Here is a 26,197-nt window from a genome sequence, read left to right as displayed (position 1 = left end):
CGCCCTGGGGCGGCCGGCGCAACGCCTGCTAGCTCTGCGAGATCGGTTTGCTCTTGAGTTTGCTCAGCAGGGTGTCCAGGTTCTTCTGGTTCAGCGCCTTGGCCAGCGGGAAGTCGGTTGGCGACAGTTGCCCTGCCTGGTTGCCCTGGCAGTGGTCGATGACCGTGCGCAGATGCGCGAGGTAGGCCTGCAACAGGCGCTCGCGGCTGCCCGGCGCATAGCGCAGGCCGGCGAACTTCATTTCCACCTGCAGGCGCCCGCCGATGACCGCTAACACCACTTCCAGGTCGTGACTACGCGGTGAGTCGGCGGAGACGGTCGGCGGCAGCGGTTCGTCGCTCAGTTGCAGCAGACCGCCGCCCTCGACGCCGTCGAGCTGGCCCAGGTAGTTGAACAGCAGCGAATGGCGGTGCGCCGGCAGCGGCGCCTCGGCCTGATGGCGCAGCAGGCCGTAGCCCATGGCCTTGTCGGCGGCGGCGCGCAACTGCTCCTTGACCGCGACGATCAGGGCGCCGGTGTCGCTGCCCTGCGGAAGCTCCAGACGCACCGGGTAGAGCTGGGTGAACCAGCCCACCGTGCGACTGACATCCAGTTCGGCGAACGCGGCATCGCGGCCATGGCCTTCCAGGTCGATGCCGATGGCTCTGGCGCCCGAGCATTGGTGCAGCGCACCGACCAGGGCGGCGAGCAGCAGTTCATGGCCCTGAGTCCGGTAGCTGCCCTGCGCCTGTTGCAGTGCCTGGGTTTCCTCGACGCTCAGCATGGCGCTCAGGCTCACTTCGTCGGCCACGCGGTTGTCGGCCTGCGGCTGATCGGCCGGCAATTGCCCGGGGCGTATCTGTTGCAGCCAGTAGTCGCGTTGCGCCTGCACGGTCGGGCTGGCGGCCTGCTGCCAGAGCCGCTGGCCCCACTGCCGGTAGGAACTGGTCTTGGCCGGCAACTCGGCGCTCTGGCCAGCGGCCAGGCGCGGGTAGAGCTGGCTGAAGTCTTCCAGCAGCAGGCGCCAGGACACCGCATCCACTACCAGGTGATGAGCGACCATATAAAGACGCTGCTGGCCGTCGGCCAGCTCGATCAGCAAGGCGCGGATCAGCGGGCCATTGGCCAGGTCGAAGGTCGCCTCGACCCGTTCGGCGATGCAGTCGCGCAGGGCCTGCGCCGTGCAGGGCTCGGCCAGGCGAACCTGGGCGAAAGCCACGGCCTGTTGAGCATCGGCATAGTGCTGGCGCCACTGACCGCCTTCACGGGTGAAGCGCAGGCGCAGCGCGTCGTGCTGCTCGACCAGCAGTTGCAAGGTGCTCTGCAGCGCTTCGGCCTGCAGGGGGCGGCTGGGCTTGAGCAGAACCGACTGGTTCCAGTGGCCGGGCTCGGCCAGGTGGCGTTCCAGCAACCAGTGCTGGATCGGCAGCAGGGGCGCCTCGCCGTCCAGCACGCCTTGTTCGGCCTGGCACTGTTCGACCGGGTTGGCGACCAGGGCGAGGTCGGCCAGGGTACGCTGCTGGAACAACTGACGCGGCGTCAGGCCGATACCCTGGGCGCGGGCCTGGGCGATGAACTGCAACCCCAGGATGGAATCGCCGCCAAGGGCGAAGAAGTTATCGTCGACGCTCGGGGCTTCGATGCCGAGCAGTTCGCCGAGCAGGCGGCACAGCACTTCTTCGGTGGCGTTGCTCGGTGCCCGCTGCTGACGGGCCTGGCGTTCCACTTGCGGCTTGGGCAGGGCCTTGCGGTCGATCTTGCCGTTGCTGCTCAGCGGCAGGGCCGGCAACTGCAGCATGAACGCCGGCACCATGTGCGCCGGGAGCTGCTGGCCGAGGCGCTGCTTGAGCGTTTCCATATCCAGGGCCTCGGGGCCGCAGAGGTAAGCGACCAGTTGCGGCGTGGCCAGGTCCTCGCGCAGTACGGTGACCGCTGCCTCGATGCCAGGCTGGTCGAGCAGGGCGGCATCGATCTCGCCCAGCTCGATGCGCAGCCCGCGCAGTTTGACCTGATGGTCGAGGCGACCCAGGTACTGGATGTTGCCATCGGCCAGGAAGCGGCAGCGGTCGCCGGTGCGATACAGGCGCTGGCCGGCCTCGAACGGGCTGTCGACAAAGCGCTCGGCGGTCAGTTCCGGCCGGTTCAGGTAGCCGCGGGCCAGGCCGACACCGCCGATGTACAACTCGCCCACCGCGCCGATCGGCAACGGCGCCAGCGCCTCGTCGAGGATGTACAGCCTGAGGTTGGCGATCGGCTTGCCGATGGGTACGAAGCCCAGGGTCGAGGCCGGGTCGCAGACCCAGCAACTGACGTCGATGGCCGCTTCGGTGGGGCCGTAGAGGTTGATCAGAGGTGCCGGATGACGCGCCTGGAAGCGCTGCTGCAACTCCAGCGGCAAGGCTTCGCCACTGGCGAACACCTGGCGCAGCGAGGTGCAGCGTGGCAGCGCCGGCTCGCCGACGAAGGCCTGCAGCATCGAGGGCACGAAGTGCAGGGTGGTGATGCGTTCGCGCTGGATCAGCTCGGCCAGGTAATGGCTGTCACGATGGCCGTCGGGCTTGGCGACCACCAGGCAGGCACCGGTGATCAATGGCCAGAAGAATTCCCATACCGACACGTCGAAGCTGTAGGGCGTTTTCTGTAGCACGCGGTCATCCGCGCCAATGGCGAAGGCATCCTGCATCCAGTACAGGCGGTTCATCAGCGCGCCATGCTCGTTGAGCACACCCTTGGGCAGGCCGGTGGAGCCTGAGGTGTAGATGACGTAGGCGAGATCGCCGGGCTGGTTGATCGGCTCGGGTTGCGGGCCGTCCTCAAGCGTCGAGACATCCAGGCACCAGTGAGGTGTGCCTACCGGTAGGCAGGACGCCGTGTCCGCTTGCACCAGTGTCAGGGCCGGGCTGGCATCGTCCAGCATCAGTACCAGGCGTGCCGTTGGCAGTTCTGGATCGAGTGGTAGGTAGGCGGCGCCGGCGCGGATGATGCCGAGCAGGGCGACGACCATTTCCACCGAGCGCTGCATGCACACGGCGACCACCTGCTCGCGCCCCACACCGCGTGCGCGCAGCTCGCGAGCCACGGCACCCGTGCGGGCCTGCAGCTCGGCATAGCTCAGGCGCTGTTCGGCACAAACCAGTGCCGGGGCATCGGGGCTGCGCGCGGCCTGCTCGGCCAGGGCCTGGGCCAGGTTGTGTGGGCCAGGATAGGCCTTGGCTGTGGCGTTCCACTGCATCTGTCGCTCGCGCTCGGTGGCGCCGAGCAGATCCAGCTGGCACAGTGTCTTAAGCGGTTGCTCGGCCAGCTCGGCTAGCAGGTGCTGCCAGGCGTCGCTCCAGCGGGCGATGGTGTCGGCCTCGAATAGCTGGCGCTTGTACTTCAGGCGTAGCGACAGACGCTGGCCGTCGTCGTGCACTTCCCAGCTCAGGTCGAAACTGGATGCATTGGACGGTACCTCCATTTCGCGCAGTGTCAGCGGCGCCCAGGCGTCGGTACGCAGGCGTGCGGTCTGCATGGAGAACAACACCTGGAACAGCGGGGTGCGGGTCATGTCGCGCTGACTGACGAGTGCATCGACAATCTGTTCGAAGGGCACTTCCTGGTGCTCCTGCGCTTTCAATACCTGTTCAGCGACCTGCTGCAAGAACGCCTCGAACGCCTGGTTCGGGTCGACCTCGGCGCGAATCACCAGGGTATTGACGAAGCAGCCGATCAAGGCCTGGGTCTGTGCCAGGTCGCGGTTGGCCACGGCGGTGCCGATGCGCACGTCGCGTTGCCCGGCCAGGCGACCGAGTAATACGTGGGTCGCTGCCAGCAGCAGTACATAGAGCGTTACGCCCTGCTGTTGTGCGGCTTGACGCAGGCGCTGGGCGAGGGCATCGGGCAGCACCAGGGCGTGGAAGCCGCTGGCGGTGTCGAGTTCGGCACGACGCGGATGATCGGTGGGCAATTCCAGTTGGTAGTCACCGTCGCCGAGCACGCTCTGCCAGTAATGCAATTGCTGGCGGTAACGTTCGCTCTGGGCCGGCAGGCGCTGCCAGAGCGCGTAGTCGACGTACTGCACCGGCAGGGCCGGCAAGCGTGCCTCGCGCTGCTCGCTGCGGGCGCGATAAAGCTCGGCCAACTCATCGATCAGGCATTGCATCGACCAGTCATCGGCGACCGTGTGGTGCAAGGTCAGCAGCAACATTGTGCGCTGGCTGGCGTGCAACAGGCTGCCACGCAGCAACGGGCCGGCTGCCAGGTCGAAGGGGCGTCGGGCTTCTTCGTCGATACACCGGGCGACCTGGGCATCCCAGTCCGCTTCTGTCAGCGTTTCGATGGCCAGGTGCGCGCGGCTCTCAGCATCGATCAGCAGCTCGGCGCCCTGGCCGCGCTCCAGCAGGCGACCACGCAGCACCTCGTGACGGGCGACGATCTCGGCCAGGCCCTGCTGCAGCCAGTCGAGGCGTACCGGACCGCTGAGTTCCACCGCCGAGGTGATGTTGTACTCGGCGGCTTGCGGGTTGAGCTGTTCGAGGAACCACAGGCGTTGCTGGGCATAGGACAACGGCAGGCGCTCGGGGCGTGGCTGTGGCGCCAGCTCGGCGGCCGCGCGGGTGGCCGAGGTGTCGATCAGGGCGCTGAAGGCGCGTAGCGTCGGCTGCTCGAACAACTGCCGCAGGGCCGGCGCCTGGCCGTATTCCTGGCGCAGCCGGGCGAGCAGCAGGGTGGCCAGCAGCGAATGCCCACCCAGGCGGAAGAAGTGGCTGTCGCGGCCGATCAGTTCGAGCGGCACTTCCAGCAACTCGGCCCAGCGTGCGGCCATGCGCCGCTCGAGATCACCCAGCGGCGCTTCGAGCGCTGCCTCGGCCTGTTCCAGCTGTGGTCGTGGCAGTTGCTTGCGATCCAGCTTGCCGTTCTGGTTGAGCGGCAATGCCGCCAGTTCCACCAGCACGCTCGGCAGCATGTGCGCCGGCAGCGTCTGCGCCAGCTCGGCCTGCAGCCGGGCGACGTCCAGCCCGCTTTCGCTGGCCACCAGGTAGGCCACCAGTTGTGGTGTGCCGAGGTCGTCGCGCAGCACTGTCACGGCCTCGCGTACGCCGGGTTGGGCGAGCAGGGCGGCGTCAATTTCGCCCAGTTCGATGCGCTGGCCGCGCAGCTTGACCTGGTGGTCGAGGCGACCCAGGTACTGGATATTGCCATCGGCCAGGAAGCGGCAGCGGTCGCCGGTACGGTACAGGCGCTGGCCCGGCGCGAAGGGGCTGTCGACGAAGACCGCGGCGGTCAGCTCGGGACGGTTCAGGTAGCCACGGGCCAGGCCGACACCGCCGATGTATAGCTCACCGACCGCGCCCACCGGCAGCGGGTTGAGGTGCGGGTCGAGGATGTACAGCCTGAGGTTGGCGATGGGTTTGCCGATGGGCACGAAGTCCAGGGTCGAGGCCGGGTCGCAGATCCAGCAACTGACGTCGATGGCTGCCTCGGTTGGGCCGTAGAGGTTGATCAGGCGTGCCTTATGACGCGCCTGGAAGCGCTGTTGCAGGGCCAGTGGCAGGGCCTCGCCACTGGCGAAGACCTGGCGCAGCGAGGTGCAGCCTTCCAGGCCTGGCTCGCTGACGAAAGCCTGCAGCATCGAGGGCACGAAGTGCAGGGTGGTGATGCGCTCGCGCTGGATCAGCTCCATCAGGTAGCCGCTGTCCTGATGCCCGCCGGGGCGCGCCAGTACCAGACAGGCGCCGCTGATCAGCGGCCAGAAGAACTCCCACACCGACACGTCGAAGCCGTACGGGGTCTTCTGCAGCACGCGGTCACCGGCGCCGATGGCGAAGGCGTCCTGCATCCAGTGCAGGCGGTTCATCAGGGCGCCGTGCTCGTTGAGCACACCCTTGGGCTGGCCGGTGGAGCCGGAGGTGTAGAGCACGTACAGCAGATCACCGGGCTGGTTGGCCGCTGGCTGCGCCATTGCGCCATGCACCGGCAGCGGTTGCTCCAGGCACCAGGCCGGCACTGCCTCGGGCAGGCGTTCGCGCCAGGTGGCGTGGGTCAGCACCAGCGGGCAGGCGGCATCTTCCAGCAGGAAGGCCAGGCGTGCCGGCGGGAGGTGCGGGTCGAGTGGCAGATAGGCGGCGCCGGCCTTGACGATGCCCAGCAGGGCCACCACCAGGTCGATGCTGCGCTCCATGCATACGGCGACCACCTGTTCGCGGTCGATGCCCTGGGCGACCAGGGCCTGTGCCAACTGGTCGGCGCGCTGGTGCAGGGCGGCGTAGCTGAGGGTTTCGCCCTCGTAGACCAGCGCTGGCGCCTCCGGGCTGTGCCGCGCCTGGCGGGCCAGGGCCTCGCTCAGGGTGGCGGGGCCGGGGTAGTGGCGCGCGGTGTCGTTCCAGTGCTGCAACTGGCGCTGGCGATCCGCTTCACTCAAGGGCGTGAGTTGCGCGAGCGGTGTGTCCACGGCTTGCGGTAGCTGTTCCAGGAAGGCCAGCCATTGGCCCAGCCAGGCCTGCATGGTCGATTCGTGGAACAGGCTGGCGCGGTATTCCAGCATCACCGAGAGCTGTTCGCCGTCGTCGTGCACTTCCCAGTTCTGGTCGAACTTGGCTGCTGGCGAGCGAATGTCCAGGGGCTGCAGGCGCAGGCCTGGCCAGTCGAGCGAGGCGCGCGTGCTGTTCTGCATGACGAAGGCCACTTGGAACAGAGGCGTGTGCGCCAGGTCGCGTTCCGGCGCCAGGTGTTCGACCACCTGCTCGAAGGGCACGTCCTGATGTTCCTGAGCGTCTAGCACGGTTTTCCTGAGCTGGGCCAGGTAGGCGCCGAAGCGCTGCGTGGGGGTGAGCTCGGAGCGGATCACCAGGGTATTGACGAAGCAGCCGATCAAGGGCTGCACGGCGTGCAGGCGGCGGTTGGCCACCGGCGTGCCGATGCGCAGGTCCTGCTGCCCGCTGTAGCGACCGAGGAACAGCTTGAGGCTGGCCAGCAGGAGCATGAACGGCGTGACCTCGCGCTCACGGGCAAACTGCCGCAGGCGCTCGGCCAACGCGCTCGGCAGCTGGGCGAAGCAGGTGCCGGCGCGGTTGTCGAGGTTGGCCGGGCGTGGCAGGTCGGTGGGCAGTTCAAGACGGTAGTCGCCGTTTTCCAGCCTGCTCTGCCAGTACTCCAGTTGTTGGCGATAGAGCTGTTGGCGAGCCTCGTTGCGTTGCCACAGGGCATAGTCGACGTATTGCACGGGCAATGTCGGCAGCTCGGCACTACGACCCTCCAGGGCTGCCTGGTAGCTGCTGGCCAGTTCGTCCAGCAGCACCTGCACGGACCAGCCATCACCTGCGCAGTGGTGCAGCGTCAACAGCAGCAGGGCCTGCTTGGCCTCGGCATGGCGTACCAGGCGGACGCGCAGCGGATGTTCCTTGCTCAGGTCGAAGGCGCGTTTGGATTCGGTCTCGGCGGCCGTGCGCTGATACGCGTCCCAGTCGTTGGGAGCGCCAGCATAGTCTTCCACGTCCACGTGGAAAGGGCTGGGGGCATCGATCAGCAACTGCCCGCCCTGGTCATCTTCGAGCAGGCGGCTGCGCAGGAGGCTGTGACGTTCGACCAGGGTGTCGAAGGCCTGGCGCAGTGCTTCGCTGTCGCACGTGCCGATGAGTGTCAGCGCAGTGTTGATGCTGTACTCGCCCGAGCCCGGTGCCAGTTGCTCGAGGAACCACAGGCGCTGTTGCTCGAAGGACAGCGGCAGACGCTGCGGATGTGGCCCGGCCTGCAGCGTCGGCAAGGCCGAGGCTGGCTGCTCGCTCGCGGCCGCGATCAACTGGGCCTGCTCGGCCAGGGTCGCCCGCTCGAACAGCTCGCGCAGTCTCGGCGCGCTGGCGAAGGCCTCGGCGATACGGGTCAGCAGCACGGTGGCGAGCAGGGAGTGCCCGCCCAGGTGGAAGAAGTTGGACTGCCGGCCGATCTGCTCCACGGGCACTTGCAGGGTCTCGGCCCACAGCGCGGCCAGGCGTTGCTCGTGCTCGCCCTGGGGCGCCTGCAACAGCGCGTCGTGCTCGGCTTCGGGCTGTGGCAGGGCGCGGCGGTCGATCTTGCCGTTGGCGCTCAGTGGCCACTCGGCCAGGGCCAGCAACGCCTGCGGCAGCATGTAGGCGGGAATGAAGCGAGCCAGCCGTTCACGCCAGTCATCCTGCACTGCCGCGCCGCCCTCGGTGAGCACGTAGGCCAGCAGGCGTTCGTCACGCACCAGCACCAGGCTGTCGCGCACGCCATCCAGGCGCAGCAGTGCCTGTTCGATCTCGCCAGGCTCGATGCGAAGACCGCGCAGCTTGATCTGGAAGTCCTTGCGGCCGAGGAATTCCAGCTCGCCGTTGGCCAGGTAACGGCCCAGGTCGCCGGTGCGGTACAAGCGGCCTGGGCCGAAGGGGTTGGCGACGAAGCTGACGGCGGTCAGCGCCTCACGGTGCAGATAGCCTGGGCCGACGCCGGCACCGGCTACGCAGATCTCACCGGGCACGCCCACCGGTAACGGCTGGTCGTAGCGGTCGAGGACGTAGAGTTGGGTGTTGTCCACCGGGCGGCCAATGGGCAGCGGCGCATCCACCGCCTCGCTGTCCACCTCGTGCCAGGCGACCACGTCGGTGCATTCGGTGGGGCCGTAACTGTTGAGTATCCGGCAATGGCCATTGCCGCTGTCGAGCCAGGGCCGCAGCCGTTCCATGCGGATCGGCTCGCCACCCAGTACCAGCGCACGCAGGCTGGCCAGGTCGCGCCAGTGCTCGGCTGCGGCAAGGTCCAGCAGCGGGTAGAAGGCGCTGGGGGCGCCGTTGAGCAGGGTGATGCGCTGCTCGCGGATGTCCTGCAGCAGCGTCTGCGGCTCGTAGCCCTGGGCGCTGGGCATGACCAGCGTGGCGCCGGACAGCAGGGGCGCGAAGATATTCTTCTGGGTCAGGTCGAAGCCGGTGGCGCTGGCCAGCAGCACCTTGTCGCCCTGGCGCCAGCCCAGCGTGCGCAGGTACCAGTGCTGCAGGTTGCGCACGCCGCCATGGGTGACCACCGCGCCCTTGGGTTGGCCGGTGGAGCCGGAGGTGTAGATGGCATAGAAGGGCGCAGCGCCGTCGAGGCGGCGTGCGGGGGCGCTGCTCGGTTGCCGGGCCAGCTCCGCCTGCAGGTGCTCCAGAACCAGTTGGCGTACCGGCAGGTCGGCGTGGCGGGCCGCCAGCTCGCCATCGGTGAGCAACAGGCTACTTGCGCAATCCTCGAGGATGTAGCGGATACGTTCTAGCGGATAGGCGCTGTCGATCGGCACGTAGGCCGCGCCGCACTTGAGCACCGCGAGTATCGCCACCGCCAGCTCCGGGGTCTTGTCCAGGCACAGGGCGACCCAGTGGCCGCTGCCTATGCCTTGCCCACGCAGATGGTGGGCCAGGCGGTTGGCCTGGGCATCGAGCTCGGCGTAGCTGAGGCTGAGGGCGCGCTGTTGCACCGCGATTGCCTGCGGCGAACGGGCCACCTGCGCCTCGAAGGCATCGAGGATACTCGGCGTAGGCGGCAGTTCGTAGGCACTGTCATTCCACTCGTGCAGGGTGCGCTGCCATTCCCGCGCATCGAGCAGGCGATGCTCGCCCAGCGGCCGCTCGGGAGCTTCGAGCATGCTCTCGAACAGCTGCACGAAGCGCTGCAGCCAGCGCTCGGCGGTGGCCGGCTCGAACAGGTCGAGGGCGAACATCAGGTTGAGTTCGATGGCGCCCTGCGCTGGCGCGACGATGTGCAGGTCGAGGTCGTATTCCGAATGGCTCAGCGGTGTGTCCAGCACCTCGAAGTCGAGGTCGGGGAAGCGTACCCGGCGTTCCATTGGCAGTTGTTGGGCGATCATCACCTGGAATAGCGGGGCATGGCTGAGGCGGCGTGGCAACGCCAGGTGGTCGACCAGGCGCTCGAAGGGCAGATCCTGGTGATGCTGGGCCTCGAGCAGGGTTTCGCTGACCTGCCGGGCCAGTTCGGCGAAGCTCGACTGGCCCTGGAAACGCACGCGGATCGGCAGGTTGTTGAGCAGGATGCCGAGCAGCGACTGGGTTTGCTCCCGGTCGCGATTGGACACCGGCGTGCCGAGAATCAGGTCGTCCTGGCCGCTCATGCGGTGCAGGAAGGTGGCGAAAGCGGCGAATACCAGGCTGTAGGTGGATTGCTGCAGGCGTGCCGCCAGCGCGTGGGCACGCTCGCTGGCCTGCGGCGACAGGCCGGTGGCGAGCAGGCCGCTGCGGTGCGACTGGGCGGCCGGACGTGGCCGGTCGGTGGGCAGCTCCAGCAGGTAGTCGCTGTCGTCGTCGCGGGCCAGTTGCCTCTGCCAGTAGTCCAGGTGCGGTTGCAGCGCCGCCGGTTGCAGGCGCTGCTTTTGCCACAGGCCGTAGTCGGCGTACTGGAGCGGCAGCGGCGCCAGTTGCGGCGCCTGGCCGGCGTGCAGGGCGGCATAAAACTGGGTCAGCTCGCGCAGGGCCAGGGTGGCCGACCAGGCATCGGACACCAGGTGGTGCAGGGTGATGGCCAGTACATGCTCGCGCGCGCCCAGGCGCAGCAGGCGGGCGCGCAGCAGGGGGGGCTGCAGCAGGTCGAAGGGCTGGGCGAACCAGGCTTGCAGTTCGCGTTGCACGGCAGCTTCGCTGGTGTCTGCGAAATCGGTGAGCGGCAGCTCGAAGGTCAATGCCTCGACGATGCGCTGGCAGGGTTGTCCGCCCTCGCTGGGGAAGGCGGTGCGCAGCACTTCATGGCGTTCGATCAGCCACTGGAAGCTGGCGCGCAGGGCCTCGACATCGAGATCACCGCTCAGGCGCAGGGCGAAGGGAATGTTGAAATGGGCGCTGCCGGGGTTCAGTTGCTCGACGAACCACAGGCGCTGCTGGGCGAAGGACAGCGGCAGACGCTCGGGCCGTGGCAGCGCCACGATGTCGTCGGATCCTGGTTGTTCGCCGTTCTGGAGGCGCTTCTGCTGGTCGATGGCCTGGGCCAACTGGCGCACGCTGGGGCACTCGAACAGGGCCTTGAGCGGTAGCTCGACGGCGAAGGCGGCGCGGATGCGCGACAGCACCTGGGTGGCCAGCAGCGAGTGGCCGCCGAGGGCGAAGAAACTGTCGGTGACGCCGAAGTGCTCCAGCGCCAGGATGTCCTGCCAGATTCCATGCAGCGCCTGTTCGGTGGCCGTGGCCGGCGGCGTGGCTTCGCTCGTCGCCATGTTCCAGTCCAGCTCGCGCTGGGCCAGGCGTTTGCGGTCGACCTTGCCGTTGGCGCTGAGGGGCAGGGCGTCGAGCTGGACGAGGTGCTGCGGCACCATGTAGGTCGGCAACTGGCCGTTGAGCGTCTGTTTCAGCGCCGTGGCGTCGAGGGCATGACCCTCGTGCGCGACCCAGTAGCCCACCAGTTGCGCCTCGCCACGGGCATCGGCCTGCACCACCACGGCGGCGGCTTTCACGGCCGGGTGCTGCTGCAGCTTGGCCTCGATCTCGCCCAGTTCGATGCGATGGCCGCGAATCTTCACCTGCTGGTCACGGCGGCCGAGGAATTCGATCACACCGTCGGTCCGGTAGCGGCCGAGGTCGCCGGTGCGGTAGAAGCGTGCGCCGGGGCGCAGCGGGTGATCGACGAAGGCGGCGCGGGTGCGCTCGGCATCGTGCAGGTAGCCACGGCCGACGCCGGCACCGGCCACGCAGATTTCGCCAGGCACGCCCACCGGCACCGGGCGCAGGGCATCGTCGAGCACATACAGCTCGGTGTTCGGCGTCGGCCGGCCGATGGGCATGGCCTGGGCCTGTTCGTCGGACGCTGCGCTGATGGCATGGAAGGCCACGTCGTCCGCGCACTCCGCCGGGCCGTAGGCATTCATCAACGGCACATGGGGGAAACGGGCGAACCAGTCGCGGCACAGGGCCGGTGGCAGGGCCTCGCCGGTGGGCAGCAGCCAGCGCAAGGCGCTGAGGTCGGTGGCCGGCGTGCTGGCGGCGAGCACGCCGCGAATCACCGCCGGCACTGCCTCCCACAGAGTCAGGTGCTCATCCTGCAGGGCTTGCAGCAGGCGCTCGGGATCATGGCTGACGGCATCCGGCAGGATATGCACGGTGGCGCCGAGCAGCGGCGCGGCGAGCAACTGCCAGACCGAGATGTCGAAGGCCACCGAGGCGGTCTGGGCGATGCGGTCATGCTCGCCGAGGCCGAGGGTCGGCACCTTGCCGAGCATGTTGTTGAGCATGCCGCGTTGTTCCACCAGGGCGCCCTTGGGCGTGCCGGTGGAGCCGGAGGTGAAGATCACGTAGGCGAGGTCGTCCGGCGTGCCGCGTGGCGCGAGGGTAGGGGCCTCACCTTGCAGCCAGCGTGTTTCGATGGCCAGACACTGTGGCGCTGCGTTGCTGAGGCGGCTGCACAGCTCGTCGGCCAGTGCCCCCTGGTTGTCACCGATCAGCATCAGCGGTGCCTGGCTCAGTTCGAGGATTTCTGCCAGGCGCTGCGTCGGGTGCTTGACCTCCAGCGGCAGGTAGCAGGCGCCGGCCTTGAGAATGGCGATCAGCGCGGTGAGATGGGCCAGGCCGCGTTCGGCCAGCAGCGCCACGGGGAGGTCGGGGCCAGCGCCGGCCTCGATCAGCGCAGCGGCGAGGCGGCTGGCGCGGGCGTCCAGTTCGGCATAGCTGAGCGACTCGCCCGCGCAGACCACGGCGGCCTTGTCCGGCTGGCGCGCCACCTGTTCGGCGAACAGACTGGCGTAGGTGCGATCCAGAGGGAAGCTGTGTGCGGTGTCGTTCCAGTCCAGCAGCAGCGTCTGGCGCTCCTCTGCGCTCAGCAGTTGCAGCGAGGCCAGGCTGGCAGTGGGCTCGGCGAGAATGCCGAGAACGATCTGGCGCAGGTGGCCGAGCAGGCGCTCGATGCTGTTGCGGGCGAAGCGCCGGCGATCATAGGAGATGCGTACGGTCAGACGCTCGCCGGGCATGACCACGACGGTGAGGCCGTAGTGGGTGTGCACGCTGTGTTCCATGTCGTCCAGGCTGAAGCTCAGCTCGCCGCTGAACAGCTTGTCGTCGATAGGGGCGTTCTCGTAGACCAGGATGCTGTCGAACAACTCCTCGCCGCGCGGGAAATCGCTCCAGCCCTGGATGTCCACCAGGGCGCTGTGCTCGAACTCGCGCAGCGCCAGGTTGTGGCGTTGTAGTTCCTGCAGCCAGGAGGTGCGATCTTGCTGTTCGTCGATGCGCACGCGCAAGGGCAGGGTGTTGATGAACAAGCCGATCATGTCCTCGACGCCGGCCAATTGCGGCGGGCGACCGGACACGGTGACGCCGAAGAGCACGTCGCGCAGGCCGCTGTAGCGGCTCAGCAGCAAGGCCCAGGCGCCCTGGAACAGGGTGTTGGGGGTGATCCGGCGGGATTGGCAGAAGTGCGTCAGGTCACGGGTCTGCTGGGCGTCGAAACGGATCAGGGTGTCGTCGACCAGCACCGCTTCGCGGTACTGGCTCTGCCGGGTGTGGCGTTCAATCACCAGCGGCGTCGGTGCGTCCAGGCCCTGCAGTTGCTGCTGCCAGAAGGCCTGCGCTTCGGGCAGGCTCTGTTGCTGCAGCCAGGCGATGTAGTTACGGTATGGACGCGGCTTGCGCACGCTCGCTGCCCGCCCCTGGCGCAAGGCCGCGTAGGCGTCGATGAAGTCGACCATGATCAGCGAGATGCACCAGGCGTCCATCAGGATGTGGTGGAAGCTGCGGATCATTTCGTGGCGCCCGGCGCCCAGGCGTACCAGGCGCACGCGGATCAGCGGTGGTTTGGCCAGGTTGAAACCGTTGCGCTGCTCCTGTTGCAGCAGGGCCTGGATATGGGCCTCCTGCTGCTCGGGGGCGAGGCCTTCGAGATCGATGTATTCGACCGGGTCACCGATGTCGCGGTGCACCACCTGCAATGGCTGTTTCTGGGTCTTCCAGAGAAAGCTGGTGCGCAATGCCGGGTGGGCCCCTATCACTTGCCGCCAGGCCTCGAGGAATGCCTCCACCGCCAGCTCGCCACCGATGCGGTAGCGGTCCTGCATCAGGTACACCCCGGATTCCTGGTGCAGCAGGCTCTGGAACAGCATGCCCTGCTGCAGCGGTGACAGCGGGTAGACATCTTCGAGGTGGTGTGCGGTCTTGTTCGTCATCCGGTTGACCTTCGAGGCTTTAAGTGGGTGAAGGGGGCGGCCAGGCAGGGCCCCGGTTCAGTCGGTCGAATTGAGTTCCGCGAGCAGGTCGCCGAAGGCGGCATCGTCGAGGTCGGCCAGGGGGAAGTCGGCGGCCGTGCGGGTCGCCCTGGTGTCCTCGGCAGCGGTGGCCACTGGCGCTTCGCTCTCGGGGGCGCCACGGGTGGCGACCTGGGCCATGCGCTCGATGGTCTCGCTCTCGAATATCTGCTTGGCGCTGAGGCGGATGCCTTGCTGGTTGGCGCGCGAGACGATCTGCAGGCTGAGGATCGAGTCGCCGCCAATCTGGAAGAAGTTGTCCTGTACCCCGATGCGTTCGCGTTTGAGCACCTGCTGGCAGATATCGGCCAGTGCTGCTTCCATTTCGTCGCGCGGGGCCACGTAGGCGGCGCTGGCCGCGACCAGGTCATCCGGGTTGGGCAGAGCGTTGAGGTCGAGCTTGCCGTTGGGGGTGTGCGGCAGCGCTGAGAGATGCACGAAGGCGGCCGGCACCATGTAGCTTGGCAGGCGATCGTTGATGAAACTGCTCAGCGCCTGGGCCTCGGGAACATAGCCATGGCGGTCGGTGAAGTAGGCGATCAGGCGGGCGCTGCCTTCGTGAACCTGGGCGATCACCACGGCTTCGCGCACCTCCGAATGGCTCTGCAGCACGCGCTCGATCTCGCCGCGCTCGACGCGGTGGCCGCGGATCTTGATCTGCTGGTCACGGCGGCCGAGGAAGTCCAGGCGGCCGTCGACATGGCGTCGGGCCAGGTCACCGGTGCGATACAGGCGTTGGCCCGCAGCGATGTGCGGGTAATGCACGAAGGCGCTGGCGGTCTGCTCGGGCAGGCCCAGGTAGCCGCTGGTCAGGGTCGGGCCGCCGAGGTGTATCTCGCCGGGTTCGCCGATGGCGGCCGGCTGGCCGTATTCGTTCAGCAGCCACAGGCCCATGCCGGGAATGGGCCGGCCGATGCTGATGGTGGCCGTGCCGGAGGCTGCATCGCTGAGTACCTCGGCGGTGGCCCAGACGGTTGCCTCGGTCGGCCCGTATTCGTTGACCAGTCGGGCGTGCCCCACCTTGTTGCGATGCTTGTCGAGCACCCGCGGTGTGCAGGGCTCGCCGGCCACGATCCAGGTGCGCAGGTGGGCCAGGGTGGTGGCATCGCAGTAGTCCAGCAAGGTCTCGTAGAGCGATGGCAGCGACAGGCTGTGGCTGACGCGATGGCGTTCGATCAGCGCGGCCAGCACCTCCAGGTCCAGCTCCTCGCCGCTGGCCGGCAGCACCAGCAGACCGCCCTGGCACAGCGTCCAGTAGATGCCCGCCACGGAGCTGTCGAAGGACAATGACGAAAGCAACAGGTAGGCCCGCACCGGCTCAGGGTAGAAGGCCATGCGCACCTGGGTCGAACGGCTCAGGGCCGCATGGCTGATCGGCACGCCCTTGGGTTGACCGGAGGAGCCCGAGGTGTAGATCAGGTAGGCGGTTTGCTCGCCGTTGACCGCCTGCAATGGCTCGGCATCGGCGCTGGGCGCCTCGCCGGCAGCGTCCAGCAGCAGGCTGGGCACAGCGCTGCTGACATTGCCTTGCAGGGCCTGGGTGGTGAGCAGCAGGCGCGCCGAGCTGTTGTCGAGCATGTAGCTCAGGCGTTCGCCTGGATAGGCCGGGTCGAGGGGCACGTAGGCCGCGCCGGCCTTCAAGGCGGCCAGCATGGCGACGATGGCCTGGCGCTCGCGGCGCATGAGGATGCCGACCACGTCGCCGGGTTGCACGCCCGCGGCGCGCAGCCGCCGAGCCAGGGTGTCGACCTGGGCCAGCAGCTCGCCATAGCGGGTCAGGCCACCAGCATCGACCAGTGCCGGGGCCTCGGGATTGGCCAGGGCACGTTCTTCGAGCAGCGTGAGCACGCTTGCATCCCGCACTTCTGCCGATTTGGCGCTGGCCTGCAGGCCCTGTTCCTGGCGAGGGCCGAGCAGGGGCAGCGTCCCGAGGATGGCGTCTTGCGCACACAATCCCTGTAGCAGTCGGGTCCATTGTTCTTCCAGGCAGGCGATGGCCGCGGCGTCGAAGCGCGTGCGGTCATAGGCCAGGCGCAGCTCCAGCGTCGTGTCGCTGCCGGCATGGCATTCCAGACCGAGCGCGAAGGGCGGCTGGAAGCCGGTGGCCATGACCGGCGTGCCGAGTTTTCCGGGCACGTCGAGTTCGCACCAGGCGAAATAAAGCGCACAGGGCTGCTCGCTGTCGTAATGATCGCGCCAGCCCCTGGCCTGGCGAAGGGGGGCGAGCAGGGTGGCGGCCTGGGACGTCAATGGCGCTTGCAGATCGACTTCCACCTGTACCGGCAGGAACTGCTCGAACAATCCCAGGGCCTGTTCCAGACCCTCGCCACGGCCGACATCCTGCCAGCCGAGCTGGATGCGTTGCTGCCCGCTCAGCCGAGCCAGCAGCACGCACCAGGCGGCGAACAACAGCTCGTCCAGGCTCAACGCCGCACGAGACGCCAGCGCTTGCAGTTCGGCGTGCCCTGGCAAACCGGCAAGGGCGTGCAATGTCGGCTGGCACGCCTGGCCATTGCCGGCCATCTGCAGGCCGTGCAGTTCAAGGGGGGCGCTTTCCGTGCGCATCTGCTGCCAGAAGCGCACGGCCTGGCCGTCGGCTTCATCCTCCAGCAGGCCGTTCTTCCATTCCGCGTAGTCAACGTACTGCAGACGTTCCGCTTGGGTCGCGCCAAGCAGTTCGCTGGCGATCAGGGCCAGACTGCTCAGATCCAGGGCGCTGGCGGCGCCCTCGAGGCACAGCCACCAGCGTTCATCCCCGATACGGATGTAGCGCACCGAAAGTACGCTGCCCGCTTGCAGCGTGCTCTTGTTCTGGCGGGCAGCGCGTTGCGCCGCGTCTGCGTCGCGCCAGTCTTCGGCGGCGAAGGTGACACGCGGCTGTTCCTCGATCACCTGGATCGGCAGAGCCATGCCGGGCACGGCATGCAGCACCGTGCGCAGAATCTCTTCGCGTTCGGCCAGGGCCTGCAGGCGTGCATCGATTTTGGCGGCCGATGGAGCCTGGGCCACCTCGACGACCAGGCAGCTACCGGCACTGTCCGCTGCGTTGTGCCGGGCGTCGCGCCAGGCCCGGGCCTGTTGTGGAGAGATGCGAAAACCTGTCAGAGCCGACATGGCGTTTCCTCGTGAGCGAAATTGGAGAACAGACGTATCAGAGCTGTACGTCGCTGCCAGCGGTGGCTTCGGCCATGCCGGTGTAGATCTTGCGGGGGCCGGCGTAGGGTTCCCGGCCATGCACCGCGAGCATGTTGTCGAGCAGCAGGACATCGCCGCGCTGCCAGCGGAACTTCACCAGCGATCCCAGATAGGCGGCGCGCAGGGTTTCCAGTACCTCCAGCTCGATGGGGCTGCCGTCGCCATAGAAGGTGTTGGTGGGCAGATCCATCGCTGAGAAGCCGGCGCCGAGCGAGTCGCGGATGGCGGCGGGCAGGGTGCTGACATGGAAGAAGGTGCCGTGGTTGAACCAGACCTCCTCGCCTGTGCGTGGGTGGCGCGCCAGGGCGGCGCCGACCTGACGGGTGCGCAGACGGTTGCCGTCCTTCCATTCCACCTCGATGCCCACCGAGGCGCAGTAGGCCTCCACTTCGGCGCGGTCGTCGGTCTGGAACACCGACTGCCAGGGCAGGCCGAAGCCGTCGCCATAGTTGCGTACGTAGAGGATCTTCTTGCGCCTGAAGGTCTCGACGATCTCCTGCGGGATCAGTGACTTGACCCGGCGTACCGAGCCGATCGGGGTTTCCCCGCCGGTTTCCGAAGGCAGGTGGCAGTAGAAGAACAGACGCAGCGGAAAACGTGGCGAGTAGGAGTGCTCGTTGTGCGGGAAGATCACCTGGTCGGCCGGGTAGTCGGTCGAGGTATAGATGTTGCCGCCTACCCGGGTGCGCGGCGAGGCACGGAACATGTATTCCAGGGCGCCGCTCGACAGGGCGTCGATCACGGCATTGAAATGCTGGGTGCTCTGTACGTCGAAGCCGCGCAGCAGAATGGCGCCATGCTGCAGCAGCATTTTCTCCAGATGTTCGCGGTTCTGCGTGGCCCATTGCACCAGGTCGACGCCAGGCAGGCTCGGTTCGACCCGCCAGGGCAGATCCCAGTCCGCTGCCAGGAGGCCTTCGCTGACGATGCTTTGCTGCGAAACCATGATGGGTTTGCGGCGGGGGATACCGGCGGCGGGACGGTTGCCGGACGGAGGAATGGCGGTCATGCGGGCTCCTTGTCGCTACAGGCTGATGGCGCGGCGCCGGGTGTTGCCCAGGCGTGCGCGTCCTTGATCGAGGTGTGCGTGCTGTTGCTGCTGCAGGTAGGTGTCGTCCCAGCCCCGCAGGCGGCTGCGCAGATCGCTGAGCGAATGCTCCAGCAGGTCGTCGACCTGGCCCAGCAGTTCCTGCCAGAGGCTGGCGAAGCGCTCGATCTCGTCGCTGCTGAACAGGCGGCGGTCATATTCCAGCGTGGCTTCGATACTGGTGTGGCGGTGCATCAGGTCGAGCACCAGATCGAAGCCCGCCAGATCCTGGATCACCTGAGTACTGACGAGACGAGCCGCGCCGAGACTCTCGATGCTGAAGCGGTCACGCTGGTAGTTGAGCTTGGCCTGGAACAATGGCGAGCGATCCGACTTGCGTTGTGGCGCCAGGTGGGACACCAGCAGGTCGAATGGCAACTGCCGATGCCCATGGGCCACGCGAATGGCCTGGCGAGTGCGTGCCAGCAGCTCGCCAAGACTCAGCTCATCCTCCAGCTCGCACTTGAGCGTGAGCTGATTGACGAAGAAGCCGAAGATGTCCTGTAGGGCGGGCAGGTCGCGGCCGTGCACATCGGTGCCGACGAGAAAGCGATGCTGGCCACTGAGGTAATGCAGCCAGATCTGGAACAGCCCGGTCAGCGTCACGAACAGGGGCAGGCGCAGATGTCGAGAGACCCGCTTGAGCCGTTCGACCCGCTCTGCCTGGATGGTGAATGCATGGCGACCGCCCTGTGCCGGCCCCTCGCTGCGCACACGCCGATCGAACTCCAGTTGCAGCGGCATGCCGGCCAGGTAGTCGCGCCAGAAGACGATCTCGCTTTCGATCAGTCGTGGGGTCACGTAGCCAGGTTCCCAGGCCGCGAAATCGGCGTACTGCAAGCGTCCGGGCAGTGGCGCGCCGGTCTCTTCGCTGTCGTAGTAGTGAGCCAGATCCTGCAGGAGGATTTCCCCCGAACGACCGTCGAAGGCGATGTGATGGATGACGATGATCAGCTCCTGCGAGGCTGCGTCGAGATCCAACAGGCAGGCGCGCATGACCGGGCCGGCTTCGAGATCGAAGGGCGTGTTCTGCTGGTCGTGCAACAGGCGCTCGATCACGGCGCGGCGCTCGCTCGCACTCAGGCCGCCGAGGTCGCGATAGTCGAGGGCGATGGATGGCGGGGCGGCGAGGCACTGCTCCGGGCCGGTCTCGGCCGTGCGGTAACAGGCGCGCAGTACCGGGTGGCGCAGGCTCAGTGCGTCGAGCGCGCGCTTGAGGCGGGCTGTCTGCAGGTGCTCTCCCTGGAGCACCATGCGCACCAGAATGTTGTGCTGGGCGCGTTCGGGCTCCAATTGATGCAGGAACCACAGGCGGCTCTGGGCGAAGGATTGACGCACGCAGCGAGCAGCCAGCTCACTCAGGGGCAGCAGCGGCGGAGTTGGAGTGTCCATGTATGCTCCTAGGCCATCGCCACGATGACCTTGCGGTCGCCGCTGAACGGGTTACGGCCATGAGCGACCAGCAGGTTGTCGAGCATCAGTACATCGCCGGCCTGCCAGGGGAAGGCGACGCTGGTATTGGCATAGACGGCGCGAATGGCGTCCAGAGTGGCGTCTGGAATCGGCGTGCCGTCGCCAAAATAGACATTGCGCGGCAACTGCGCTTCGCCGACCGCCTCGATCAGGGTCTGGCGCAGATCCTGCGCCATGGCGGAGATATGGAACAGGTGCGCCTGATTGAACCACACCCACTCCTGGCTGACGGGGTGGCGAACCGCTGCCTGGCATAGCTGCCGTGTGCTCAGTTCGCCTGCCTCCGACCAGCTCCAGTCGATGCCCTGGGATTGGCAGTACTGCTCGACCTTGCTGCGGTCATCGGTGTTGAACACCTGCTGCCAGGGCAGGTCGAGGGCGCTGCTGTAGTTGCGAACGTAGAGCAGACCCTTGGAGATGAATTCCTCGCGAATGGCCGGGTCGATCGCCTGGTACACCTGGCGACTGTCGGCGATGGGAGTTTCTCCGCCTGTCTGGCTCGACGTCATGCAGTGGAACCAGATACGCGATGGCCATTGGCGCGTGTAGGACTGCTCGTTGTGCAGGGGAATGCTCTGGTGCGCGGGGTATTCGGTGGAGCTGTAGACGCCGGCGAACACCTTGCTGCGCGGCGTGGAACCGAACTCGTAGGTACCCAGCGGCATGCCGAAACTGGCTGCGAAGCGCTTGAAGTCCAGCGGCGTCGGCACCTTGAAATTGCGAAACAGGACTCCACCGGTCGTTCCTAGAGTGTCCAGGGCAATGGCGCGCAATGTATCGCTCAACGTGTGGATCGATTGACCTTCCTGGCTGGCAATTAGTAGAGGGAGCGGGTGGTCGTCCAGTAGTGAGGTGATAGTGCAGCCATCCTGCACACAAGACGAACGAAGCGCGTTGACAACCTGATTCATAAGCGGGCGATCCTTGCGGCAGAACGCGGCCAGATCGCGGCGGGGCACTCGATGAGTGGAGCAGTGTGAGCTGGGCTTCCGTGTAGACGAAGGACCATGGTCCATCCCTCCATTCAAGAGGTTTATGTCGGGGTGAGGCGGTAATGCAGCATCGGCTTCTTGCATGACTGCTCTGCGTGCAAGAAGGTTTCAAATGATAATCACTATCGTAAAGATTGCAAATATTCTTGCACTCGATAATATTTCGCACCTGTGAGCTTCTGGCTTCTGCCGTCGAAGCTTGGGGAGGAGTAGAAGCGACCATCCGTTTCGCTTCGAAAAATAAGCAAGAGCGAAGGAGCCGAGGGGCAAATGAGCAATTTCAAGAAGAACACGTTGGCGCTGGCTGTAGCGTCCGGTCTGATGGCTGTGACTCCGCTGCTGGCAGCCGAAGAGGCCAAGAAAGAGGAAACCCTGCAGCTCAAGGAAGTGGTCATCACAGGGGAAAAGATTCAACGCAGCCAGGACAAAACGCTTTCCAGCGTTGCGGTGGTGACCAGTGAGGACATGCGTATCCATGGCGATCAGGATCTTCAGGGTGTGCTGGACCGCACTCCGGGCGTTTACGCTCAGTCGGGGAACGAGAACTGGGGTATTCGCGGTATTCCGGTGAGTGGGTTCGATGACCAGGGGCCCGCTGCGATGAACGGTGCCGTGTCGGTCTATGTCGACGATGCACTGCAGGTCAATCGTCTGCTCACTCACAATCCAATGCAGCTCTGGGACATGGAGCAGGTAGAGATTTATCGGGGGGCTCAGTCGACCACCCAGGGACGTAACTCTCTGGCAGGTGCCATCATCATGAAGAGCAAGGATCCGACTTTCGATCCAGAGTTCTCGGTGAGAAGCAACGCAGGCAAGTATGGTGAGCGTGGGGCGTCGGCCATGGCCAACGGCTCTTTGGTCGATGGCATCATCGCCGGGCGCTTGGCTGTCGATTACCAGACGTCTGACGGCTATATCGAGAACGAATTCCTGGACATGGACGCCAACCAGCTGCGCTCGTCCAATATTCGAGGCAAGTTCCTTATTTTGCCGTCGGATGACATGGATGTGCTGCTCACCTTCAGCCGCACGAAGCAGCGCAGTGGCCTCAATGCGACGGCCGCATCTAACGGCAAGCCCGATTATTACAGCATTTACGAGAACACCGAGACCTACAACACGCTGAACCAGAACACTGCCACCGCCAAAGTCGATTATCGTCTGGACGACTTCTGGACTCTGACCAGCGTCACCTCTGGCACCTGGTCCAAGTACGACTCCATTCTCGACTTCGATCGCCTGACGAGCGTGACTCAGACATCTCCCCGCCATCACGAACAGACTTTGGGTAGCCAGGAGCTACGCATGGGTTATGCGTCGGATCGGCTCGATGGTGTAGTTGGCGTATACCTGGGTCGTTCAAAAGGCGAGATCGACGATCAGTTGGTCAACAACGGGACGGTGTTGTTGAATCAGAAGGGTGAGACCAAAATCAACAGCCACGCGTTGTTCGGCGAACTCAATTGGGAGTTCGTGGACGACTGGCAATTGATCACGGGTCTGCGCTGGGATCATGAAAAGAACAACACCAAGATCAATTACCCCATCGATGTGCTGAGCCTCGCTACCGACCCTTCGGTTGATCGTGATCTCAGTTCCAGCGTATTGCTACCGAAAATCGGTATCAGCCATGACCTGACCGATAATCAGGTGCTTGGCCTGACCTGGCAGCGCGGCTATCGCAGTGGTGGTGTGAACATTCGCAGCCGCTCTCGCCACGATAGCTACGATCCTGAGTTCACCAGTACCTATGAGCTGGCCTGGCGTGGCAACTGGCTGGACCGCCGCCTGCGTACCACGGCCAACCTCTACCACACCACGTGGAAGGACCAGCAGGTGTCGTTCCGCAATATCGCCGATGGCACTACTCAGGTAGCCAACGCGGCCGAGAGCCGTATGGTGGGCCTGGAGTTCTCTGCCGAGTATCTGGTGACATCGCAGCTGCTGGTCAATGCCGGTTTCGCCTACAACGACACCAAGTACAAGTCGTTCGTCCGCGATGGCGTGGATCTCAGTGGTTACGAATTCGTCTATGCGCCAAAACAGATGGCCAACCTGGGAGCCAACTACACCTTCAACAACGGTCTGATGATAGGTGGCAATGTTGTTTACCAGGGGCGGAGCATCTCCAACTTCGATGCCAATGGCGCACGTGAAATCACCAAGGTACGCCGCAATGACAGCGTGACCTTGGTAAATCTGAACGCTGAGCTGCCTATTGGCAACCTGACCCTCAGCGGTTATGTGCACAACCTCTTCGATGAGGAATACATCACCAACAACCAGAGCGACGACCTGCTCGATGTTGGTGCGCCAATGACCCTGGGTGTAGCCGCTCGCTACGACTTCTAAAGGAAGTAAAACCAGGTAGGGAGGGCGGCGACAAAGGTGTCGCCGCCTACGACTTATTCAAGGTTCGTTGTCTCGTTCCTTTCGACGTGTTCGAAGGGGTGCCGTCAGAGAACGCACTACTTGTGTGAAGCGAGGAGGCCATCATGAGCGTGATTACCCCGACAACGAACATTCCTCTCGAACTAAAGCATCGACATACTGGGCTAAGCCAGCGCTACTGCCTTGACAGCACGCCATTGCTGCAACGGCAAACACAGCGCGAGTCCAATGCGCGCAGCTATCCGCGGCGCATACCGCTGGAGTTGAAGCGGGCACAGGGTGTTTACGTCGAGGATTCGCGCGGGCAGGTCTACATCGATTGCCTGGCGGGGGCCGGTACGCTGGCGTTGGGGCACAATCATCCGGTGGTGGTCGAGGCGATCCAGCGAACCCTGGCATCGGGTATCCCATTGCACACCCTTGATCTGAGCACCTCGATCAAGGATGCCTTCGTGCAGACCCTGTTCGATCTGCTGCCGAGTGCGTTAGCCAAGGACGCGCGCATCCAGTTCTGCGGCCCGACCGGGGCGGATGCAGTGGAGGCGGCGCTCAAGTTGTCGCGCACGGCAACCGGGCGGCAAAGTGTTCTAGCGTTCCATGGTGCTTACCATGGTATGACCCTTGGCACGCTCTCGATCAGCGGCAATCTTGGGCCGAAGAGCGCGTTGGGTGGGTTGCTGTCCGGCGTACAGTTCCTGCCGTATCCGCATGAATACCGCTGCCCGTTCGGGTTGTCCGGCGAGCAATCGATCGATGCCAACCTGCATTACATTCGCCATCTGCTCAGCGACCCGGAAAGTGGCGTGACCCAGCCTACCGCCATGATCCTGGAAACGGTGCAGGGCGAGGGTGGTGTGATTCCCGCGCCGGATCGCTGGCTGCAGGGGCTGCGGGCTATCACCGGTGAGCATGGCATTCCGCTGATCCTCGATGAGATCCAATGCGGTATCGGGCGCACCGGCGATCTTTTTGCCTTCGAGCGCAGCGCCATCACCCCAGATGTGGTTACGCTGTCGAAAGCCATCGGCGGCGGTTTGCCGCTCTCCGTGGTGGTCTATCGTGGTGAGCTCGATCAATGGCAGCCTGGCGCCCATGCCGGCACCTTCCGTGGCAATCAGCTGGCCATGGCTGCTGGTGATGCCACCTTGCGCTTCATTCAACGCGAAGGCATTACGGGCCACGTGCGTAGCGTTGGTGCTCGACTAAACACGTTATTGCAGGGATTGCAGGCTGAGTTCGACTGGGTTGGTGACGTGCGTGGGCGCGGCCTGATGCTAGGTATGGAAATCGTCGATCCGTCCCGCAATGATGGTGCTGGTCGTCCCGTGGCCGATGGAGAGCGTGCGCGCAAACTGCAGCGCGCCTGTCTGGAACGTGGCTTGATCGTGGAGCTGGGTGGGCGCCATGGGGCAACCGTCAGGTTCCTGCCACCATTGATCATCAGCGAGGCTGAAGTCGAGCATGTTGGGCAGATCCTCTATCAGGCTGCCCAGTCCGTCCAGGGGTTCGCTCTGGCTGCACAGTAGTGAGTCGCGCTCGACAGGATTGAGCTCTTGCTCTTTGCGATAGAAAGAAGGCTTGTGCAGTGCACAAGCCTTCTTTCGTTTCAGCCCTTGCGCTGTTCTTGCGCCATGCACGCGGCGGCAGTGAACAGCACGTCGGTAGAAGAGTTCAGCGCGGTTTCCGCCGAGTCCTGAACGATGCCGATGATGAAGCCGATGGCGACGATCTGCATGGCCACTTCGTTGGGGATGCCGAACAGGCTGCAGGCCAGCGGGATCAGCAGCAGCGAGCCACCGGCGACACCGGATGCGCCGCAGGCACTGATGGAGGCCAGCACGCTCAGCAGCAGGGCGGTGGGCAGATCGACGGCGATGCCCAGGGTATGCACTGCAGCCAGGGTCAGCACGGTGATGGTGATGGCCGCACCGGCCATGTTGATGGTGGCGCCCAGCGGAATGGAGACCGAATAGGTCTCTTCGTGCAGGCCCAGGCGCTGGCACAGCTGCAGGTTGACCGGGATGTTGGCGGCCGAACTGCGGGTGAAGAAGGCGGTGATGCCGCTTTCGCGCAGGCAGGTCAGTACCAGCGGATAAGGGTTGCGACGGATCTTCCAGTACACCAGCGCCGGGTTGACCACCAGGGCCACCAGCAGCATGCAGCCGACCAGCACCACCAGCAGGTGCAGGTAGCCGAGCAGGGCGTCGAAACCGGACTCGGCCAGGGTCGCGGCGACCAGGCCGAAGATACCCAGCGGTGCCAGGCGGATCACTAGCTTGACGATGGCCGTAACGCCACTGGACAGGTCGCCCAGCAGCTGCTTGCTGCTGGCGCTGGCGTTTCGGAAGGCGAAGCCGAGGCCGATGGCCCAGGCCAGAATGCCGATGAAATTGCCGCGCAGCAGCGCGTTGACCGGGTTGTCGACCACATTCATCAGCAGCGTCTTGAGCACCTCGCCGATGCCGCCGGGGGGTGTCAGTTCAGCGGCCTGGCTGCTCAGCACCAGCGACGATGGGAAGGCGAAGCTGGCCACCACCGCGACCAGGGCGGCGCTGAAGGTACCGATCAGGTACATCAGCAGAATCGGGCGAATGTGGGTCTGCTGGCCTTGCTGGTGGTTGGCGATGGACGACATCACCAGGATGAACACCAGTACCGGCGCCACCGCCTTCAACGCCGAGACGAACACGTTGCCGATGAAGCCGACGGACAGCGCTGCCTGTGGGGCGATCACGGCAAGGGCGATACCTGCGAGCAGGCCGATGATGATCTGCGTCACCAGGCTGGTGCGGTTGAGTAGCTGCAGGGCAGGGTGGATGGCTTGGGACATCGCGTGGTTCTCTGGTTGCTGGGCGTGTGGCAAAGGCCTTCGCGCCTGGG

8 protein-coding genes are annotated in these 26,197 nt (G+C 65.5%); 2 read left to right on the top strand and 6 right to left on the bottom strand.

Going from position 1 to position 26,197, the window contains the following annotated elements; genetic code table 11:
• Nucleotides 1-28: 28 nt before the first annotated feature.
• Genes BM186_RS14565 through BM186_RS14545 form a run of 5 tightly spaced genes read right to left on the bottom strand, consistent with a single transcriptional unit; the run spans nt 29 to nt 20,842 of the window.
• Entirely contained in the window at nt 29-14,146 is a 14,118-nt protein-coding gene (locus BM186_RS14565) for a non-ribosomal peptide synthase/polyketide synthase (RefSeq protein ID WP_277622101.1), read from the bottom strand.
• Between the two features lie 9 nt (nt 14,147-14,155).
• Entirely contained in the window at nt 14,156-17,290 is a 3,135-nt protein-coding gene (locus BM186_RS14560; RefSeq protein ID WP_074916157.1) for a non-ribosomal peptide synthetase, read from the bottom strand.
• Between the two features lie 37 nt (nt 17,291-17,327).
• Nucleotides 17,328-18,380: a TauD/TfdA family dioxygenase gene (locus tag BM186_RS14555; protein WP_074916154.1), complete on the bottom strand. Its 1,053-nt coding sequence runs from the start codon at nt 18,378-18,380 to the stop codon at nt 17,328-17,330.
• A gap of 15 nt (nt 18,381-18,395) precedes the next feature.
• Nucleotides 18,396-19,850: a condensation domain-containing protein gene (locus BM186_RS14550; protein WP_074916152.1), complete on the bottom strand. Its 1,455-nt coding sequence runs from the start codon at nt 19,848-19,850 to the stop codon at nt 18,396-18,398.
• A gap of 8 nt (nt 19,851-19,858) precedes the next feature.
• Nucleotides 19,859-20,842 (bottom strand): TauD/TfdA family dioxygenase, encoded by a 984-nt coding sequence (locus tag BM186_RS14545; protein ID WP_083431606.1) that lies wholly within the window; start codon nt 20,840-20,842, stop codon nt 19,859-19,861.
• 351 nt (nt 20,843-21,193) lie between these two features.
• Between BM186_RS14545 and BM186_RS14540 the strand changes: the two genes are divergently transcribed.
• Nucleotides 21,194-23,278: a TonB-dependent receptor gene (locus BM186_RS14540; RefSeq protein ID WP_074916144.1), complete on the top strand. Its 2,085-nt coding sequence runs from the start codon at nt 21,194-21,196 to the stop codon at nt 23,276-23,278.
• Nucleotides 23,279-23,421: 143 nt separating this feature from the next.
• Nucleotides 23,422-24,843 carry a diaminobutyrate--2-oxoglutarate transaminase gene (locus BM186_RS14535; RefSeq protein ID WP_074916143.1) on the top strand — a complete coding sequence of 474 codons (1,422 nt, stop codon included), beginning with the start codon at nt 23,422-23,424 and terminating at the stop codon, nt 24,841-24,843.
• An 80-nt stretch (nt 24,844-24,923) separates the two neighbouring features.
• On the opposite strand, the gene sstT is transcribed toward BM186_RS14535, so the two are convergent.
• Entirely contained in the window at nt 24,924-26,147 is a 1,224-nt protein-coding gene (sstT, locus tag BM186_RS14530; protein ID WP_074916141.1) for a serine/threonine transporter SstT, read from the bottom strand.
• Nucleotides 26,148-26,197 lie beyond the last annotated feature (50 nt).

This window comes from Ectopseudomonas toyotomiensis (assembly GCF_900115695.1).
In the GTDB taxonomy this organism is placed as follows: Bacteria; Pseudomonadota; Gammaproteobacteria; order Pseudomonadales; family Pseudomonadaceae; genus Aquipseudomonas; species Aquipseudomonas toyotomiensis.
The sequence above is the reverse complement of the archived record's forward strand: the minus strand, read 5'-3'. Positions and strand labels throughout refer to the sequence as shown.

Coding starts and splice junctions, on each gene's coding strand:
- BM186_RS14555 (WP_074916154.1), bottom strand. CDS start 18,380: ATGACCGCCATTCCTCCGTCCGGCAACCGTCCCGCCGCCGGTATCCCC.
- BM186_RS14560 (WP_074916157.1), bottom strand. CDS start 17,290: ATGTCGGCTCTGACAGGTTTTCGCATCTCTCCACAACAGGCCCGGGCC.
- BM186_RS14540 (WP_074916144.1), top strand. CDS start 21,194: ATGAGCAATTTCAAGAAGAACACGTTGGCGCTGGCTGTAGCGTCCGGT.
- BM186_RS14535 (WP_074916143.1), top strand. CDS start 23,422: ATGAGCGTGATTACCCCGACAACGAACATTCCTCTCGAACTAAAGCAT.
- BM186_RS14550 (WP_074916152.1), bottom strand. CDS start 19,850: ATGGACACTCCAACTCCGCCGCTGCTGCCCCTGAGTGAGCTGGCTGCT.
- BM186_RS14545 (WP_083431606.1), bottom strand. CDS start 20,842: ATGAATCAGGTTGTCAACGCGCTTCGTTCGTCTTGTGTGCAGGATGGC.
- sstT (WP_074916141.1), bottom strand. CDS start 26,147: ATGTCCCAAGCCATCCACCCTGCCCTGCAGCTACTCAACCGCACCAGC.